This is a genomic window from Candidatus Nitrospira bockiana, from assembly GCF_965152565.1.
Map to the genome: position 1 here is coordinate 4313377 of NZ_OZ224215.1, position 19535 is coordinate 4332911.

General features: G+C 59.8%; 13 protein-coding genes and 1 tRNA gene. 2 read left to right on the forward strand and 12 right to left on the reverse strand.

The genetic code is table 11. The annotated features are described in order from the left end of the window. Positions 1 to 3: 3 nt before the first annotated feature. The 5 genes from ACWHYV_RS21165 to ACWHYV_RS21185 form a co-directional block, all read right to left on the reverse strand. Positions 4 to 1197, reverse strand: coding sequence for an SIR2 family NAD-dependent protein deacylase (locus ACWHYV_RS21165; RefSeq protein WP_447978475.1), 1194 nt, complete (start codon positions 1195 to 1197; stop codon positions 4 to 6). Positions 1198 to 1218: 21 nt separating this feature from the next. After that, a complete protein-coding gene (locus ACWHYV_RS21170; protein WP_447978476.1) occupies positions 1219 to 4002 on the reverse strand; it encodes a site-specific DNA-methyltransferase in 2784 nt (927 codons plus the stop codon). A gap of 2 nt (positions 4003 to 4004) precedes the next feature. Continuing rightward, positions 4005 to 6467, reverse strand: coding sequence for a BPTD_3080 family restriction endonuclease (locus ACWHYV_RS21175; protein ID WP_447978477.1), 2463 nt, complete (start codon positions 6465 to 6467; stop codon positions 4005 to 4007). 171 nt (positions 6468 to 6638) lie between these two features. Next, complete coding sequence (locus ACWHYV_RS21180; RefSeq protein WP_447978478.1) at positions 6639 to 10055, reverse strand: TM0106 family RecB-like putative nuclease; 3417 nt, start codon at positions 10053 to 10055, stop codon at positions 6639 to 6641. Between the two features lie 440 nt (positions 10056 to 10495). Beyond that, positions 10496 to 10571: transfer RNA gene (locus ACWHYV_RS21185), tRNA-His, on the reverse strand. Positions 10572 to 10931: 360 nt separating this feature from the next. Here ACWHYV_RS21185 and ACWHYV_RS21190 point away from each other — a divergent pair. Beyond that, a complete protein-coding gene (locus tag ACWHYV_RS21190) occupies positions 10932 to 11258 on the forward strand; it encodes a YnfA family protein (RefSeq protein ID WP_447978479.1) in 327 nt (108 codons plus the stop codon). A gap of 214 nt (positions 11259 to 11472) precedes the next feature. Here ACWHYV_RS21190 and pyrF read toward each other — a convergent pair whose 3' ends face one another. Then, positions 11473 to 12210 (reverse strand): orotidine-5'-phosphate decarboxylase, encoded by a 738-nt coding sequence (gene pyrF, locus ACWHYV_RS21195; protein WP_447978480.1) that lies wholly within the window; start codon positions 12208 to 12210, stop codon positions 11473 to 11475. Between the two features lie 252 nt (positions 12211 to 12462). Here pyrF and rpsT point away from each other — a divergent pair, with 252 nt between their 5' ends. Then, positions 12463 to 12741, forward strand: coding sequence for a 30S ribosomal protein S20 (gene rpsT / locus ACWHYV_RS21200; protein ID WP_447978481.1), 279 nt, complete (start codon positions 12463 to 12465; stop codon positions 12739 to 12741). On the opposite strand, the gene holA is transcribed toward rpsT, so the two are convergent. The 6 genes from holA to ACWHYV_RS21230 all read right to left on the reverse strand — a co-directional run bounded on the left by holA (position 12722) and on the right by ACWHYV_RS21230 (position 19275). Beyond that, complete coding sequence (holA, locus tag ACWHYV_RS21205; RefSeq protein ID WP_447978482.1) at positions 12722 to 13813, reverse strand: DNA polymerase III subunit delta; 1092 nt, start codon at positions 13811 to 13813, stop codon at positions 12722 to 12724. The genes rpsT and holA overlap by 20 nt on opposite strands. Positions 13814 to 13815: 2 nt before the next feature. Then, positions 13816 to 14490 (reverse strand): LPS assembly lipoprotein LptE, encoded by a 675-nt coding sequence (gene lptE, locus ACWHYV_RS21210; protein ID WP_447978483.1) that lies wholly within the window; start codon positions 14488 to 14490, stop codon positions 13816 to 13818. Between the two features lie 95 nt (positions 14491 to 14585). Further along, on the reverse strand, positions 14586 to 17228 hold the full coding sequence (gene leuS / locus ACWHYV_RS21215; protein WP_447978484.1) for a leucine--tRNA ligase: 2643 nt from the start codon (positions 17226 to 17228) through the stop codon (positions 14586 to 14588). Between the two features lie 166 nt (positions 17229 to 17394). After that, positions 17395 to 17571: a hypothetical protein gene (locus ACWHYV_RS21220; RefSeq protein WP_447978485.1), complete on the reverse strand. Its 177-nt coding sequence runs from the start codon at positions 17569 to 17571 to the stop codon at positions 17395 to 17397. Between the two features lie 34 nt (positions 17572 to 17605). Continuing rightward, a complete protein-coding gene (locus ACWHYV_RS21225) occupies positions 17606 to 18283 on the reverse strand; it encodes a SprT-like domain-containing protein (protein WP_447978486.1) in 678 nt (225 codons plus the stop codon). Continuing rightward, positions 18280 to 19275 carry a hypothetical protein gene (locus ACWHYV_RS21230; protein ID WP_447978487.1) on the reverse strand — a complete coding sequence of 332 codons (996 nt, stop codon included), beginning with the start codon at positions 19273 to 19275 and terminating at the stop codon, positions 18280 to 18282. Before ACWHYV_RS21230 ends, ACWHYV_RS21225 begins: the two co-directional genes overlap by 4 nt. Positions 19276 to 19535: the final 260 nt, after the last annotated feature.

Here is a 19535-nt window from a genome sequence, read left to right on the forward strand (position 1 = left end):
AACTTACGCCGGAGCCATAGAGTTAAGAAAGTTGCAAAACGAATTAAAATCTCCGATTTTAACAATTCCCGCTTTCCCCTCTCCTTGCCCGGCTGTTTGTTCCTCCATAAAGAAAGAATGTTCAAGTGGCGCCCACTTCGCCCTTCGTCCTCCTATGATACCGGTCTCTGGGCCAATTACGATCATATTTGGTCGCTGATAGGCTCGCCTTACTAAGCTGCTATCCTCCGCCATCTCGTTAAACTGGAGGGCGTATACATGTGTTCGAGGCCTGTTCTCTAAGGCGCCGAACAAAATGTTATTTATGTGCTCATCTCCAAAGCTGAACCCAGCTACGATTAATAATGCATCGTCTTGCTCTAAAAACCGGCTGAGTCGCTCGGTAAAAGCGGAGTATGGCTGCTGTCTTGATTCATCATATTTCTCGAATGAGGGATAAATCATCTCGCCTGCACTATCTGGCTGACCACGCACTACACGCATTCGTCCATCTTGATTAATACGTTGCCACGTAACAGAACCATGCATTTTCCAGAGCCGGGTCCAATTCGAACCAGGAGCGGCCTCAAGCCGACGCAAACTGTCAGGATTGAAGAAGGGGCGATAAGCCCCCACGAACCCATCAAAAACAGGTATTCGCTCGGCTTCAAGAGCATATTCAATCAGCACATCATAGTTCAGCGTAAATATTTCCACCGCCTTCTGGCGTGAAGTCCTTGCCAGCCACTTGGCAAATTTTCGATGTGGCCAATCATTCGGTACCGCCCGTAGTTCGGGCGTAACAACCTTTGCGATCGTTTTACGAAGCGCCTCTTCCAAGTGCTCAATTTCGTTCTTCTTAAGACCTGATAACGTATCAGATTTGCCAATGGCATTGACCATCATGCGTAAACGGGAAAGCATGGCCTCGACATTGGGGTCTTGCTTGCTTTCTTTGATATGCGTTTCAATATCATTCCAGCAATGAGCGTATTTCTCACCTAAAGCAATCGCATGCTCTCGGCACAACTTCGTAAGGCCAGCAATGCCGGGGATAAGGGGCTGCATTTTGCTCCCATCACTGGGATTCTGCACCTGCACTGAAGCAGACGCGCCTGCACCGAAGAGAAAAGCGATGGGCTTATCATGTCGAGCCAAGTGATCCCTTAGGTCTGACAGTGTCTTTTGCGCATCATGTAACGGAATCACATCGCTCATCGAGGTCCTCTTGTAATCAAATCAGACCCGGAACACCTTCATCACTTCATCGCCCAAGTGGTTAATGACTTTTACCGCGATCCGACCCGACTTGGGTTTACTGAATGGTCGAGATGTGTCGCTATGGAGGCTCGCCCAGGCTTCGGTGTCGATCTCGGCTTTGAGCGTGGTCTTTAGGGCATTGTAAGGATCATTCGCGCCGAGGAAGTAGGCGTGGCGGACGAAGAAGCTTTCTTCATTGTAGTCCGTGTCGATGAACCAGCAGGCAATCCCCTCAGCGCTATCGCTAATCACTTCACCGGTCTGAGGCTTGAACACATCCACACCTTTCACCTTCACTCGTATCTTGCCGTCCTTCTCGGTGATGAGGTCGATATCCGGTTCGCCGAAGATAACGAAGAGATTTCCCTTCCCGGTGTTTTTCAGCTCGTCAGACATGTGGAGGTCGGCATTCATCCTGGCCTTGAGCACCGGAATACGTCCCAGTTTGCTGAACTCGGTGGTATGGGCTTCGTAATTGAAAGCGCAGGCGATGAGCACGTCGAACCCGGCGTCTCCCGCCTCGCGGGCCGCTTCAACGAGGTCAGGGCGCGTGACGGTACCGAATTCAGGCCCGATGAAAATTGCGGCGCGCCTTTCCTTATCGCCCTCCAAATAGTGACCCTCCGCACAAACAAGATCACCGGGCCAGGGAGTCAGGGCGGTGAAGCTGATTCTGTCAGCCTTGTGTGCCTGCTGGACGCCGGATGTTTTGAGATTGTCCAGGATCATCTGAGCAAACGTCTGCTTCGCACCGTATTCTGGACTGCTTTCCTTGAACGTATCGATCAACTCATCATTCTCATCCACGCCCAGCACACGGTGAGGTGAGAGGCTCTCCACGGTGAACGGTCCAGCTACCCGAACTTTTTTCTTGTCCTCGTAGGGTTTATCGTAGAGGTACTCAAACTCAGCCTTGGCGGCGACGGATTTGTCGATCTCCTGCTGACGGGCGATGCGAGCCTGCCACCATTCGGCGTGGAGCTTCTTTGCCGCATCAGTCCACTTGGCATCGGCTTCCCGCGGAATCTCCCATTCCTGCCATTGCTTCTTAAGCGAAACGTTCAGCTTCTCGCGCAACGGCTCTAGTGTTGTCTGCCACTTGTCCCAGATGACATCAATTTCTGCATTATTGGCGATGGACTTGAGCGTAATGTGCGGCACGCGCTCATAGACGAAGCCATAGCGGAGGTTCCCGTGCACTGGCTGCGAGGACGGTGCGGTGCGCGTGATTTCTGCTTCCTTGAGTTGGCCTTCACGGGAATCGGCGAGCAGGAAAAACGGATAGCGCGCCCCCATGATGCGGGCACGGGCTAGCGCTAGCGCTACCCGCGAGGTATCAATCGTGATCCAGCGGCGGCCCCACTGCTCAGCCACATACGCAGAAGTGCCAGAGCCACAAGTTGGATCCAGCACGAGGTCGCCGGGATCAGTGGCCATAAGCAGGCAGCGTTCGACCAGTCGTGGATTGGTCTGCACGACGTAAACGGGAAACTTCTCCCCATGAAATTCGGTCCAAATATTCGCAATCGAGGCATAAGGCCAGTCATTCCAATAAACGATGCCACCAAGTGATTTGCCGCCACTATCAAAAATGCGATCGGCCTTATCAAGCCGGCGCATATCTATTTCAGGATTGTAAGTCCAATGGCGATTTGCACCACACTCGAAATCTTTCCCGTGAAACTTGAAATCCATGCTCCGCTCAGAACGATCTTGGCTCACGAGCGGATAATTTACACGCGTCCATCTCCACCGCGAGTTAAGACGGCTTTCAATCTCTTGCTCATCAAGATTCACAATTCGAGCATGTTCACCTTCCGGAGACACCAACGTGTTGAACTTGCTGTCATCTTCCGGATCGCGCCGCTCCTTATAGAGCGTTCGTAGTTTCAAGCCACTTCTTTTTTTCGCATACCATATGAGATAGTCGTTCACTGGGTCAGTAGTTGTAGTAGCGCTTTTCTTTTTCACAATGATCGTGACGATTGCGTTATCCTCCCCGAACACCTCATCCATCACGGCGCGGACTCGATGAACATTTTCATCACCGATCTGCACAAAGATAGACCCGGACTCGGTTAGAAGATCACGGGCAACGGTGAGGCGGTCGCGGAGGTAGGTCAGGTAGCTGTGGATGCCGTCGCGCCAGGTGTCGCGAAAGGCTTTCACTTGCTCGGGCTCGCGGGTGATGTGGTCGGTATTCCCGTCCTTTACGTCACGGCTCGTGGTGCTCCACTGGAAGTTGCTATTGAACTTAATGCCATAGGGTGGGTCGAAGTAGATGCACTGAACCTTGCCGCGTAGGCCCTCGCGCTCGGCTAGACTGGCCATCACTTGCAGCGAATCACCGAGGATCATCCGGTTCGACCAACTTTGGTCGTGCTGATAGAACTCTGTCTTGTCCACACCCTTTGGGATGCCGTTGAAGTCGGCAAAGAGATCCGGTGTGAGTAGCCCAGCTTGGTGCTCCCGTTCCTTCGTCTCTCGCAGCAGATCATCGATCAACGCCTTCGGATGGACCTTTTCCTGAATGTAGAGCGGCGGAGCATGGACGATTAGGTCTGACCAATCCTGCTCGTCCTTCTCCCGCCAGACGAGCTGCGGATCCAAGTCACGATTGCGCCGTTCGTACGCGATCCGGATCGGGCTCTGCTCCTCCTTCCGTAAGACGGATTGGTATTCCGCGGTGGGAATATTTTTTCGCTTTGCATCATCGTGCTTCAGTGCTTCGACCGTCTTGGCGGTCCCTTGCTTCTTGGCCATGCTTATTTCCCCTCGACCACCGATCTAGCTGTGGCGGCCTCGACCATCTTGTTAAACTCGCTCGCGATCTTGGCTTCGAAATCCGCTTCGATCAGATAGACCTCCGTGAACTCGGCAAAGGCCCAACGGCCATAGGTGCCGAGGTTGTTCACGCCAGGTACCCAATAGTTTTCCATGGCGGCCTTCTTTTCCTTGGCATCCTCACGCCGGTAGCCTTTGATCTCCACAACAAGATGAAGCAGATCTGTGTCACCATGGTCGTCATCGACCAGCACGATGAAGTCAGGGAGATACCTGCGCGTTTCTGATCCGTAGCGGTATGGCACTTCGAGCCCAAGATTATGGTTTTTGACGGTAATTTCGAGCGGATCGCGTTCTGGGCGAATAGCTTTGACATGGACGGTCTCCCGCGGTGGTTGTGGTGGCGCCACCACAGGCTTGGCCGTGAAATCGAACGGGATGCCAAGGATATCGGCGTATCTCGCGTCGAACAGGCCATCCTCATTCAGGTCGTACGATTCGCGACGCAATGCCCGACCAATGACCTGCTCGCAGAGCAGTTGAGTGCCGAACGCCCGCACACCGAGGACATGCGTGACCGTGTTGGCATCCCATCCTTCCGTCAGCATAGAGACTGACACAACGCAACGGATCGACTCCCCTAACCGTCCCTGTTTGCCGACGGTATTCATGACTTCACGCAGAAGGTCTTGGTCGGTCAGGCCCTCTGCTTGTCGTTGGTCGCCGGTTCGCTCGATGATCTCGCGCCGGAAGCGCTCGATCTCGTCTGATGCCATGCCGCGGAAATTCTCATCCAATGCCTCTCCGGATTCGAGCTGCTCGCTGTCAATGAGCAGGGTATTGGGACGAGGCAGCGGATTGCCGTGCTCATCAAAGTTTCGGAACAGCTCAAGGCGACCGTTTTCCAGCGTGGTGGAACCGTCCTCGTTCTCACGATAAAAGCCAGAAATGTAGTCGTACACGAGCTTCGAGGTAGAAGTATTGTTGCAGACCACGATGAAACAAGGGGGGACGCGCATGCCGGCGTTCTGCCAAAGCTCGAATGTCTTCTTATAGTGGCCGTAGAGCGCTTCGAGAGCGGTTTGTAACTCCACTGGCAAACTGAGCGGATCGAGGGTCGCGGCCTTTCCACGCCCCTTCTTTGGCATTCTTGTGCGGATGTGCTCCCAGAGATTGCGGAACTTTGGCATCTCTTCCCCAGGGATATTGTCTGCCACCGGCACGCGGGGCAACTTTACAATGCCGCATTCGATCGCATCCATGAGCGAGAAATCGCTCATGGTCCAGGGGAACAGTGTGCCCTCCGCGTAACCGGAGCCGCGAAGGAAGAATGGCGTGGCTGATAAGTCGATGATTTGAGTGACCCCGAGTTTGCGGGTAATCGTTTCGAGCCCGGATATCCACAGGCGGGCCGCTTCGTTGTTTTTCTCTGCCTCTTTCTTCTCGTCCCCTTTGAGTTCGTCATCGCCCGCTTTTGCTCCTGGCTTCTCACGGTAGCAATGGTGGGCCTCATCGTTGAGGACAAGAATGTTCTTCATCCCCATCAAATCCGGCATCACTCGCTGAAGCATCTGCCCTTCTGTTTCGAGGGTCTTGAGCTCTTCACCCCGTCCTTGAAGCAAAGAGCGGCCGCCTTTGGACAGTTCCAGTCGTTCTCGAAGCTTGAAGGCGTGGTAGTTCGTGATGACGATTTTGGCGTCCCTTACCTCGTCCAGCAGATCGTTGGGCACCAATTCGCGGCTTGCGTAATAGCTGTCCGGGTCGTTTGGCTGAAGGACGCGCAGACGGTCTTTGATGGTGAGCCCTGGCGTGACGACAAGGAAGCCACGCGTAAATTTCTTACTGTTCGGGCGGCGAACAGCATTGATCGTTTGCCAGGCGATCAACATGGCCATCACGGTCGTCTTGCCCGCGCCCGTGGCTAACTTCAGCGCGAGACGGTTCAGGCCTGGATTCGCATCGTTGTTGGCATTCGCGAGATGTTCAAGAAACCCTTTTCCGGCTTTTGAATTCGGAGCGACTTCCGCTAACCAGATAGCGGTCTCGACAGCCTCGACCTGGCAAAAGAACGGACGGGTGTTGCTGAATTTGTGATGCCGCCAATGCTGAAGTAACCGAGCGGTTTCCGGCGTGACTTGCCAGTCAGAGGGATTTTGCAACTTTCGCCAGGCGTCTACTTGGTCGCGAACGCCGTTGATTATTGCGGTTATGTCGTACTGCTGTTCTTGAGTTGAAAGCCCCTTCCCTTCGTCAAAGACGATCGAGGCTTGTTTTTCCGAAGCCTTGCGCTTTTTTGGCTTGGGAATCGGGGTGATGAACTCGGCAGGGCGACGCTTCTCTATGATCTTATGTGTGGGCTGGCCTTGGTCGTCGAGCTCCCAATGCCGGGAGGGGCAAACATAAGGCGAATTCAGGATTGGCTTTGAGAAAAAATCATCGCTCATATACTACAAAGCCATAGAAATGAAATAATGAGGCAGAGGCATACCGTTTTCGCTGGAAGAAATCAATTACTCCAAAGGGATACCTGGCGAAAACGACAGGTTGAGATGCCCAGATGGCATGCATTTCTCCCGTTTATCCGGGCAATCCATAGCTCGTTTATTCGATAAACCTCAATGGACCGCAACCTTGCAGAAAAGATTTAGAAGGGCCATCTCGCCCAGGGAACTTGGAATGCTGCGCGCAATCCGTGGATCCGCAACAACGACCGCAAGGCATTGGGCCCGAGAAATCGCTACGTTGATCCGGTTCCGGTCGAGAATGAAGGCCAAACCTCTGGAACCATATTCCCCATAGCTTGAGCAGAGGGACAGGATGCAGACTGGCGCCTCCTGGCCTTGGAACTTGTCCACACTCCCCGCTCGCGCACCTTGCGGAAGGACGGTCTTGAGCACCCGGACTTGGGCGTTGTAGGGGGCGATAAACAGAAAATCTTCGAGGTTCAATGCCTTGGTGGTGCCATCTTTGGTGGTAAAGGGACGCCCAACTAACTCGTTATAGATAGCCTTCACCCGCTCGACTTCCTCGTCACTTTGCTGTGTATTCCCGTCATGCTCTACCGGGCTGAAGAGAATGCCGTTTTCTTGATTGATGAGACGATTGCCTCCCGCGGCGAGCTCGATGCGCTGCCGGGTGCAGTCGGGATGCGAGAACAGCCGGCTTTCATAGATGCTTTCGGAAATGAAGCGGCAGACGGCGGGATGCATGCGACGGGATTCACCGAGGAATAGGCCATAGTCCGGCGGCACCACGGGGTGGAACACGGGCAGATCCGGCACGCTGCCCTGTGTGTCTTTCAACGCATACCGAAGCACGGACAAGCCGGCATCCCCGGGATGCGAGCCTTGGATGGGCTGCTCCGATTGCATCTGATCGCCGAGCAGAACGAGATTCTTGGCACATCGCGCCATCGCGATGGCGTTGGCGAGGGAGACCTGTCCGGCTTCGTCGATAAAGAGATAATCGAGCGTTCCTTCCCACTCTGGCCTGGAGAACAGCCACGCCGTCCCGCCCACGACGCCTTCCACATACCGGCCTCTTGCATCTCCGTTGCCTTCCACATAGTGCAAAGAGTTATTGCCAGCATGTAGTCCGGCGTCCATCTCACCCCCGACCTTGATACCGCAAAGACTGGACCCGGATTTATGTAGCGCTTTTCCACAAGCCGTGAGGAGGTTCACAATGGCCTTGTGGCTGTTCGATGCGATGCCGATTTTCCTTTTCGACGCGAGCAGTGCGGCGATGACTCGGGATGCTGTATGGGTCTTGCCAGTGCCGGGCGGGCCCTGGATGACCAGACAGCCTCCCGACATAGCGCCGGCCACGCGAATGGCAGCATCGACCGAGGATTCATGCGCCAACTGTAACTGCTCCACCGGAGGCTGACGAGTCAGAAGCGCCTTCACCGGCCGATGCAATCCTCCCGACAGATGCGCGGCCGCTACATCATCCAGCGCCGCCTGAATCTCGGTCGTGGGTACATATTCATCAGAAATGAGTGAGCCGTTTTTTGGGAATGCCCCTCCAAATTTCTCGCTCAACCCCTTCTTGCCGATCTTGAGTTCCAACGTACCTATCGATGCATCAAGAGAAGAAAGATTCAACTTGGCCTTTAAGGCGTGCGCGAACATGACGTAAGAACGCTCGCCGGCGGCAAGCTTGCACTCTTGTGCAGGATCGAAACGATACACCTGTACCAGTGATTGCTTGACAGAAGCTGGCGGCCCTGCCGCCTCAATGCCCTCAATGCAGCCCGGGTCATCACGTTGCTCTTCCGGCGTGGCAGCAGCCCGGTCGAACATACGCCACCATATCGGCTTCTGTTCCCGCCGATGGAACTCGATTACGTCCGCCAGCACAATGGCCTGAGCATCTGCCCGCTCGCGGAGCCGTCTGGCCGTCTCCTGCCGGGCAATGACCTCGGGCAGCAATTCCTTCCGTTCCTTGGACTCCGGCTCCGCATCCGCCGGCATGGTTTGGATATTGTTCTCACGCGCCAGCTTTCGGAGCCACTGGGACAGCTGGGCGGTGGACTGACAGTCGTCTTCGTTGTATTGCCGAATCGCTTTGAGGATGGGGCTCTTATTCCAATCCTTAGGTTGCGTGCTTTCCATCCACCGACTGTATTGGACGATGGAGTCGGCAGCCGTCGTGACCTCGGTGGCCCGCTTCGGACGGTACAAGCGTTCCACCACTTTGATGGAGTAACTGTCCTCCCCAATGCGCAGCCCTTGGCGGACGATCCGGTAGAGATCGACAAAAACTTCGTTTCGCAATAACTCATCGACCTCGTCTTGGCGGGTGTCATGGCGGGTGCTGAGCCGTCGGATTGCACTCACTTCATAATCGGCATAATGGTAGATGTGCATGCCGGGATGGCTCTTCCATTGGCCGAACACCCAGTCCACAAACCCTTCGAAGGCACGCTTCTCCTCGTCTCTGTCATGTGCCCACCAGTCTTGAAACTGATAGGACCTCGCTTGGCTGCTCCATTGGCACACGCCGAAGAGATATTCCAGGCCGCCGGGTGCCAGGGGATAGCCCTCCATATCGAAGAACACGTCGGCCGGATCCGCTGGCGGCAGAGCCGCAAGCCCGATCCGCTCGCCATTAATTCCGACGTGCGGCAAGACTTCGTAGCGTGGCGGCGCGTCGGCATTCGTCACACGATCCGCTCGGGTCGCGCATTGGAGCCGGGCTTGACCGACAAGCTTTTCCAAGGTGTCCGCGCTGAGTCTTGGAATCGTGCGCCCGTCCGCTTGAGCCAACTCGGCCATCGTCGTAATGCCAGCCTTGTTCAGTTTTTTGATTTGGCCTACGGTTACCCCTGCGACCTGGACCAGATGGTCTCTCTCTTTGAAAAATTGCTCGGCATGCGAGGTCCACTCGCGATGATCGGCGCGCGGCAGCGGCTCCGGCCGATCCGTAAGTCTGCCGGTAAACCGCTCTTGCATCGTCAAGAACGATGTTTTGACGTGGCGATAGTAATGAACGAAGTCTTCCAGACGGAATTGGACCCGCTCTTTTGTGCCGAGGATAATCCCGAATCGATCCGAGACCTGGTCGCCGATCATTTCTGTCAACATGTCGGCGTAGCAGCAGAGCTGAACGGCATAATAGGGCTTTGGAGACCGGGCCAACTTGGTGTCCCAGACCTGATAGCACCCATGGTCGTCGAGCATCAGAAAGTCGGCATAGCCGACAAACTGTCCGCTGTGTAAAGCCGCCTGATAGATGACCGGTGACTTGGATGTGATCGCGGCGAGGGTTTCTTCGCGGGCGGTCGCTGCGTTCGTCGTCCGAATTTCAACGACTCCGGCCGGCGCAGCTTTCAACTCTGCAAGAATGGCCTGTTCATGGTCTTGGCCGGTTTGTGCGATCAGCTGCTCATCGTCTGTTTCTTCATCAGGGGTGACCGCTTCAGGATTCTCTAAGTAGTAACGATCCATCCAGGAAGCGAACGGGGACCCTAAGTACCGGACAAGATCAGTCGGTGAATAGACCAGCTGCCCTACGGCGGTCTTTTTCATCCTCCCCTACCTTCCATCAATTCTCAGTCCACGCCCATAAGGCCTTAGTGCCCTTGATAAGAATTAGCGAAATGTTGAATCCACAATCGAATGCCAAGGCGATTACGGCGAGAAACGTCTTGGTCTCGCCCGATTGGATTTGGGGGCTTCCACTGCCCTCGATAGAGAGCAGGCGTTGAACGGTTTGGTGGATGCAGGGTTTGTCGAGATCACAGTAAAGCAGGGACTTGGCAGTGAAGGGCCTGATGACAACCGCTAGGAGTTTTCAAGCCATCCTCTCTAGATACGGCATAGAATATTCCCAACCACCGGGCAGAAGGATAGCGGCTTTCACCTATAGAGACAAGATCAGAGGGAGGCCGTTGGATTTGGTTGCTGTGGTGGAACCGGCAAACTGAACTCGGGACCCGACAGAAACATGAGAGGTAGGGAGGATTTTTTGGGGTGAGTGACGGGTTTCGAACCCGCAACCTCCGGAGCCACAGTCCGGCGCTCTAACCGTTGAGCTACACCCACCACTCAGGAAGGTCTCGTGGAAGAGCGCAATCTTAACAAATGCCGCCGCGGGGATAAAGGGGTTTGCGGCCAGGGGGTATGAGGGTAGCGTGGTAGGGGGTAAGGGGGTGAGTAGGGATATGGGATAGCGGGGTATGGGGTAGGGTGAAGAGTGGGGAGTAGTCAGGGGTATCGGCGGTAGAGTTGTATAGGGTCAGGGGAAGAGAGGGGATATGCCAGTGAGAAGACAGAGTCGAGCGAAAACGAGACCCTTAAAGTTTGGTGTCTCAGCCGGTACTTGACCATTCCGGTAGTGAAAGAGTACCTCCAACCTGCCACTCCGCTCGCGTTCCGCATCGCCCTGAAGGAGAGAGCCCTACCATGCTGCTGACGAAATCAGTCTTGCTGTACATCTTGGCCGGCATGTGTGAAATCGGTGGCGGCTATCTCGTCTGGCAGTGGTGGCGGAACGGGGCCGACTGGACGTGGGCGCTCTTGGGCGGAATGGTCCTGTTTCTCTATGGAATCGTTCCGACGTATCAGCCCGCTCATTTCGGTCGGGTTTACGCGGCGTATGGGGGCTGGTTCATCGTGCTCTCGATCGTCTGGGGGTGGGGCATCGATCAGATACGTCCGGACCGCTATGACGTGCTTGGCGCAGCGATCTGCCTGGTCGGCGTAGGCATCATCATGTACTGGCCGCGTTGAAACCCGTCCCTTTAATCCGATCAGAACCTGACTCCGCTACTCCACCCCATACAATTTACTTAACACCCTATCCCCCGTACCCCTTATCACCCTATCCCCATACCCCTCTATCACTATCCCTTATCCATTCATCCCCACACTTACCACATATCACTCTATCCCCGTACCCCTACTTCCTACCCCTCTATCACATATCCCTGCCGCGCCCCTTACCCTATTGCATGCCACTACTCCGCGCATTGAACGCGGCCTGCATTTCTTCGGCGATCCGCTCCGCGGCGGCTTTGGGGTCTGGGGCGTCTCGGATGGGTCGGCCGACGACGAGGTAGTCGGCGCCGGCTTTGATGGCCTGGCCGGGGGTCGCGACGCGCGCGTGGTCGTCGGTGCCCAGGTTGGCCGGGCGGATGCCCGGGGTCACGACGATGAAGTCCTTGCCGACCTTCTCGCGGATGACGGCCGCTTCTTCGCCTGAGGCAATGACGCCGTCCAGGCCGACATCGGCGGCGAGCCTGGCGCGCGCGCTCACGAGATCGGCCACGGACCATTGCACGCCCATGTCGCGGAGGTCCCCGGCGTCGAAGTTGGTGAGCACGGTCACGGCGAGCAGCTTGAGCCGCTCCGTGGCACCGGGTACCGCGGCCCGTCCTTCGAGGGCCGCTTTGAGCGCCTTGCGGTTGGCGTGGATGGTGAGCATGTGCACCCCCATCTGCGCCGCGCGGGTGGTCGCGCGCTTGACCGTCTCCTCGATGTCGAGAAACTTGAGATCGAGGAAGACGCGATGCCCGCGCTCGATCGCACGCTTGACCATGGCCGGCCCGGCGGCGGTGTAGAGCTCCAGGCCGATCTTCACGAAATTGATCGCGGTGCCGACGCGATCCAGCAGGCGTTCCCCCTCCTCGGCCGACGGCACATCCAACGCCAGGATGAGCCGGTCCTTCGCTGTCACTTGCATGCCGCCTCCTCTCCGCAGTTACGGGAAGTAATTGAGTAATGGAGTAAGAAAGTAATTGTTTGACGCTACTGGCGGTCAAGCGGCCCAGCCTGCCTCCTCTGCGCACTTGCCGGAAGTAATTGAGTCATGGAGTAAGAAAGTAATTGTTTGGCGCTGCGCGAGCCCAGTAAGAAAGTAATGTTTCTTGATTCGCGTCCGCTCGTATGTTACAAAATGAACCCTTTGTCAAAGTTTGTTTGAGAGGAGTGCCCCATGCCGGTTGTCCACAAATCGACGATCAAGCGCGCGCGCCAGGCCGAGCAGCGCAACCTCCGCAATCGCGCCGCGCTGAGCGCCGTGAAGAACGTGGTGAAGAAGGCGATGAACGCGATCGAAGAGAAGAACGCCGACCAGGCCGCCACGCTGGTGCGCGAAGCCACCGCGGCGCTCCACAAGGCCGTGAGCAAAGGCGTGCTGAAGCGCAACACGGCGTCCCGCCGCATCTCCCGTCTCACCGCCCGCGTCAACGCCCTCAAGAGCGCCCAGGCCTGATCGTCCGCGCCCCCGGCCGCGCGGGGACCTGCCCGGCGCCGACCGGAGGGCGGGTCGAAGTGGGCTTGGGTTTCGGGGCCTGCGCCAACCCACACAGCTCTATCCCCAACGCGTCGAGCAGCACGCGCGGATCGTTTGCGCTCCCGCCCTTCAATTTCGAATCGAGCTCGGCGAATCGCCGGAAGGCGGTCTGCAGGTGCGCGTCGGTGAACGGCGCGAGGAACGCGCGCAGCTTGAACGGCGGCACCCGGAGCAGACGCGCCGCCTCCCCTTCCCGTCCCGTCCGGGCCGCGTCCTTCGCCTTCCAGAGCTGCCGGTACTGCCAGATCAGCGACCCCAAGATCCGGAGCGGCGCCTCGCCGCTCTCCAGGTTGCGCGTGAGGATCCGCAGCACGCGCATCTTGTTCCCCGCCCCGATCGCCGCGGTCAAATCGAACACCGACGCGCCCGCCTCGCTTCCCCGGAGCGCCTCCACCTCGGCTACGCCCGCCACCCGGCCGTCCGCGACGTAGGCCGCAAGCTTCTCCAGCTCGCGCTTGATCAGGGACAGCGAGCTGGTCGCCGCCAGGTCCTTCAAGAGGACGACCGCGGGCTCATCCAGCCGCAGCCGCACTTTCGCCGCCTCGGCGCGGATCCAACTCGGGAGCTGTGCGTCGGGGAGCGGCCCGCAGTCGACCACGACGGCCGCCTGCTTGAGCGCCTGGGTCAAGGCCGTCCGGCCGTCGAGCTTGGGGGCGACGAAGACCAGCGTCGTACTCTCTGACGGGGCTTTGAGGTAGGGCACGAGCGCTTCGCCGTCCCGGGCCGAGAGCTTGTCCGCGGCCTTCACGAAGACCAGCCGGCGCGGGGCGAACACCGGGACCTCCCCGGCCCGCGCGACGATCTCGGCCCCGTCGCTTTCGTCCCCGTAGACCACGTCGATGTTGAAGTCGCCGAGGTCGCCCTCCTGCATCGCCGCCGCCTTGATCGTCGCGACGGCCTGATCGCGGAGGTCGTCTTCTTCGCCGAGCACGAGATAGATCGGCGCGAGCCCGCTTTTCTTGATCGCCTGGTCCAGCTCGAACGGCTTCATGGTTATCGAGGCTGGAACGTGCCGCCGGGCATCATCTCGGGAGGCACGCTCCCGGCCGGCGCGGCCGGCGCCGGCTTCAGCCCGTACGTTTCCAGGTGGGTCAGGAAGCGGGTGGCCAGATCCTGCACGATGAACCGGCCCGCCTGTTCCAACGCCCGCGCCTGGAGCACGCGATTGAATTGCAGGTCGTTCGTCACGAAGTATTCGGAGGAGGCGGTGGCGAGCTGGCTCCAGATGACCTCCTTGGTCTTCGTCTTCTCGACCGTCGCTTGGACGAAGACGGTCACCCGGCTTTCCACCGTCCGGGAGATATCGAAGGTCAGGGTCGGCACGATCACGGAGACGATCGACCCTTTCAGCACCAGATCGCTGGGCTCGTTCCCGGTGACCACCCGGGCCCCGCTGCCGTTCGAGAATTCGCGAAACGCATAGGCCGTGTATTTGAGCTCGAGGTTCGGCTCGAGCGACCGATTGATGAAGTTCTCGATCGTCAACGTCGGGGCGCCGGGCTTGATGATCGGCTCGGCCGCCCCGCCGCCGATCGTGGGCCCCGGTCCCTCCACCTGGAACTGATAGCCGCAGCCTGCGACGAGACCCGCCGCAAGGACGAGACCGAAGATGCGGCGGAATGCTGAGGGCTGAGTGCTGAGTGCTGAGTAAAGAGGGGACGTGGGCATCGGTCTCGGTCTCAGCGGTGAGCGGTCAGCACGGGTCGGGTGAGACAAGGCGTTGACCGGATTGAGACAGGCCGTCATGGTGGAACAGAGGAGCGCTATGCACCGGCACCCGGTACCACGAAGTTGATCAGCTTCTTCGGCACGTAGACTGTTTTCGCCGGCTCCTTTCCACCCAACCACTCGACGGTCTTCGCGTCTCGGCGCGCTTCGGCGACGATCTGCTCCTGGCTCCAGTCGGCCGGCACGTCGATCTTGCTCCGCAGCTTGCCGTTGATCTGGATGGGGATCGTGAGGCGATCGCTCGCGACGAGCGCCGGATCGAAGGCCGGCCAGCGCTGTTGGGCCACGCTCGGCGCCCCGCCGAACCGCGCCCACAACTCCTCGGCGAGATGCGGGGCGAACGGCGACAGCAAGAGGATCAGGCTGCCGACGGCTTCCCGAAGCGCGTCCTCTTCGCCGGACTCCTCGCCTGGCCCGCGCTCGGCCGTCCATTTATAGAGGCCGTTCACGAACTCCATCAGCGAGGCGATCGCGGTATTGAACTGGAACTCGCGCTCGATGTCGTCGGTCACTTTCTTGATCGTCCGGTGGGTCAGCCGCCGCAGCTCGAGCGCGCGGCCCGACGTGGACGCCTGTCCCGACCAGGTGGCATGCCCCAGTCTCGGGTGCAGCTCGGCCAATAGCCGCCACACCCGGCTCACGAACCGCGCGCAGCCTTCCACGCCCGTGTCGCTCCATTCCAAGTCCTTATCCGGGGGCGCGGCAAAGAGCGAGAACAGCCGGGCGGTATCGGCCCCGTACGTGGCGATGAGGTGCTCGGGGTCCACGACGTTCTTCTTGGATTTGGACATCTTTTCGACGCGCCCGCGCTCGACCGGCTGCCCGCATTTGGCACACCGCCAGCCGTCCTTCTCGGAGCCCGTCACTTCCGAGGGGAACAGCCACTCGTGCGTGGGGCAGCGATAGGTCTCCTTGCACACCATGCCCTGGGTGAGCAGGCTCTCGAACGGCTCGTCGACCTTGGTGAGCCCGAGGTCGCGGATGACCTTCGTGAAGAAGCGGGCGTAGAGCAGGTGCAGGACGGCATGTTCGATCCCGCCGATGTACTGGTCCACCGGCATCCAGTACCCCGCCGCCTGCGGGTCGATCGCCTGGTCCTCGTCGTGCGGCGAGCAGTAGCGGAGGAAGTACCAGGATGAATCGACGAACGTATCCATCGTGTCGGTTTCGCGGCGGGCGGGCTCATGGCACGTGGGGCATTCGGTCTCGACGAACGCGGGCGTCTGCGCGAGCGGCGACGCGCCCTTGCCCGTAAACGGCACGTTCATCGGCAGCTCGACCGGCAACTGCGATTCCGGCACCGGCACAATGCCGCACCGCCGGCAGTAGATGATCGGGATCGGCGTGCCCCAGTAGCGCTGGCGCGAGACGCCCCAGTCGCGCAGCCGATAGTTCACCGTGCGCTTGCCGGTCCCGTCCGCCTCAACGGCCTCCGCGATTTGCCGCTTCGCTTCGGTGATCGAAAGACCGCTGAACCGATCGGAGTGGATCAATCGGGCGCCCGGCTCCTCTTCTTCGTAGGCGCGGTCGAGGTGCGCCGCATCCAGCGTGCCGGCCGGGTTCTGGATCACGAGCGTGATTGGAATCTGATATTTGCGGGCGAACTCGAAGTCGCGCTGGTCGTGCGCGGGCACGGCCATGATGGCACCGGTCCCGTACTCATAGAGGACGAAGTTGGCGACCCAGATCGGGATGCGGGCTTTCGTGAACGGGTTGACGGCGTAGGCGCCGGTGAAGACGCCTTCCTTTTCCCGGTCCGCCGCCAGGCGGGTGAGGCGATCTTGCGCCATGACGTTGGCGACGAAGTCCCGGACGGCCGGCGCCGTGGGGCGGCCGGCGATCAGCGCTTCGACGAGCGGCGACTCCGGCGCGAGGCTCATGAACGTGGCGCCGAAAATCGTGTCCGGGCGGGTCGTGAAAATGCGGATGCTCGTGCGGTCGGGCAGCGGCTCGGCCAGGAGGAAGTCGATCTCCACGCCCTCGCTCTTCCCGATCCAGTTGCGCTGCATCGTGAGCACCCGCGCCGGCCAGCGGGTCAGGCGGTCGCACCCCTGCAGCAGCTCCTCGGCATAGGCCGTGATTCGGAAGAACCACTGCTCCAGCTCCTTCTGCACGACCACCGCGTCACAGCGCCAGCACCGGCCGTCCTCCACCTGCTCGTTCGCCAACACAGTTTCGCAGCTCGGGCACCAGTTCACGGCCGACTGGCGCCGGTACGCGAGCCCGCGCTCGTACATCTTCAGAAAGAACCACTGATTCCAGCGGTAGTAGTCCGGCCGGCAGGTCGCCACCTCGCGCGCCCAATCGTAGGACAGGCCCATCTGCCGGAGTTGCCCGCGCATGTACGCGATGTTCTCATCCGTCCAGATCTGGGGGTGCACGCCTTTCGCGATCGCGGCATTCTCGGCGGGCAGGCCGAACGCATCCCAGCCCATCGGGTGCAGGACGTTGTGCCCGCGCATGCGCTTGTACCGCGCGACCACGTCCCCGATCGCATAGTTGCGCACGTGCCCCATGTGGATGCGCCCTGACGGATAGGGGAACATCTCGAGGCAATAGTATTTCGGCGTGGCCGGTTGCTCGGCGGCCGCGAACGTCTTCTCGCGGTCCCAATACGCCTGCCAGCGGGCCTCGACGGCCCGATGATCGTAGGATTTCGTCTCGTCGGCTTTGGTCATCGCACCAATCTATCTATATAAAGGAAGTGGGTCGGCCGGGCCGAGCGAAAAACGATAACATACGCCGCCAGGCCCTACAAGGTGACGAGCGGCTGCCGGAGGGGCTTTCGAAGAGGCGAGCAGGGGATTACGCGGGGGCGTACTTCGAGATCCTCGACCGTGTCGGCTAGGGCGTGCTCGACCATGACCGGCGGAGCTCCAGGCAGACGTTGGACAGCTCCAAGGCGATCTGCACCCGTTCTTCAGGCGACATGGCTCGCGCGCGTTCGAGTTTTTCACGCTCCAGCGCTCGGCCGAGCGTGCTCTCGCGCCGCTTCAGCGTCAGCAGGTCCTGGTCAGCCATACGCAGAGATGATAGTGAAAGTGAAGAGGAAGCGCTACGCCTCTCCTGGAGCGAGGCTGGCAGCCGCCGCTGGTCCCGCTTGCATGAACGGCAGCGCGATTTGGATCGGCGGGATGTGACTGGGCAGCGGGACGAGCACCGCCACGTCCTCGACCGCGGCCGGCCGGACCACCTCCCGCAGCCGCCCGCTGCAGACCCCGCACCGGTGTTGGCGCGGGCGAATGCTCCGGCGCTGGCGGTGGTAATCGCGCCCGCACTCCTGGCAGCGCCAGGTATAGCGGCTCAGCGCGATGATCGCATCGTCGAGGTTGTGCCGGATCGTGATGCCGAGCCCGTCCCGGTTCATCACCGTCATGAGGCGACAGAAATCGGGACCGTGGTCGGGCCGGCGCTTGAGGACGTCGTACTGCCACTGGTGGATCATTTCATGGGCGAGCGTGCCGACGATCTCGGCTTCCGGCTGGCCGGACAGCAATGGGAGCGAGAGCCGAATGACGCGCCGCGGGCCGGTCAACCGCGCGACGAGGAGCTCGCTCGCCCGGGGGCCGACGCGGCTGGCGAACATGCCGGCGGAGGCCGTGAGCCGCGCGCTCCAGAGGATCGGGATCGCCGGGAGCCTGCCCCCGCAATAACGGGCGTTCAAGTCCTGCCAAATCTGCTGCAGCCGTTCGACGGCCAGCGGCGGGGCGGCGAGGGCCGGACGCGCGATCACCGGGCCAGGTCCTCGATGATCGCCGCCGCGAGCAACGGCACCATGATCTCGTGGTGGCCGGTCAGCGAGTAGCCCCGGCCGCCCTTCTGGGTCGGCCGCCGCACCACGTTGGTCAGCGGGCGATAGTGGGATAGGAAATCCATGTTGACGGTCGTGATCGAGCTCAAGGCGTGGCCGAGGTTCCGGCCGAGCGTGACGGTCTTCAAGAAGACCTCGGGGAGGATCACCGCCGAGCCGATATTGAGGTAGACGCCGCCCTCCATCTCGGCCACCACCGCCGCGAGCTTCCGGAAATCCAAGAGGGAGCCCGCGCCGATGGCGGCCCCGTCCGCCGCCGGATGCATATGGATGATGTCGGTCCCGACGGCGACATGGACCGTCACCGGGACGTTCAGGCGGGCCCCGGTGGCCAGCAGGCTCGTGCGCCGGTGCGGGAACAGTTTCTTGTGCGTGTTGATGTACCGCCCGACCGCCTCGCCGATCCCCTGCCCCTCCTTGAGCCCGAGCGCGATGGCCTCGTTCAGGAGCCGGCCGGTCTCCTCGGCCATCCCGAACCGGCCCGAGTCGATCTCCGCGTCCACTTCTTCGGAGGTATGGCCCATCATCGCGAGCTCGAAGTCATGGATGATCACGGCCCCGTTCATCGCGACCGCGGTGACGACGTCGCGCTCGATGAGATCGACGAGGATGGGGTTGAGGCCGACCTTCGTGACGTGCGCGCCGATGCCGACGACCACGGGCCGGCCACGCCGGCGGGCCGCGACCACGGCTTTGGCGACCGCGCGCAGCGTCTTCACCGCGAGGATGTCCGGGAGCGTGTCGAGGAAGTGCCGCAGCCGCCCGCCCTTGCGCCACGGCGAGGCGAAATCCGAGAGCGTCACCTTGCTGTGGCGGCGGCTGAGCGGATAGGTCTTGAGCTTGGAGACGTCGATCGGCAGGACGGTCGGCCTGCCTGACTTACCAGGCTGCGGGGAAACTCGTTGCTTGCTCACAAAGCCGTCTTGACCTCATCTGCAGCGGTGGCGGCGAGATTTCCAGGATGCTCAAAAAGGCCGTCAGTCACACCCGCCCGCTCCAGGCGCGCTAAGATGCGCCCCTTCCCGGCCGAGGCCGCAGCGAGGCGCACGGCGTCACGAATAAGTGACGCCACGTTTGTGCGCGCCGGCGAGATGGTGAGCCGGCCGTGTCTTGGCCCAGGCGTTTCCTTTTCACCCGCCCACCCCGAGCTGCCAAGACAGCTCTCTTCCCGTCG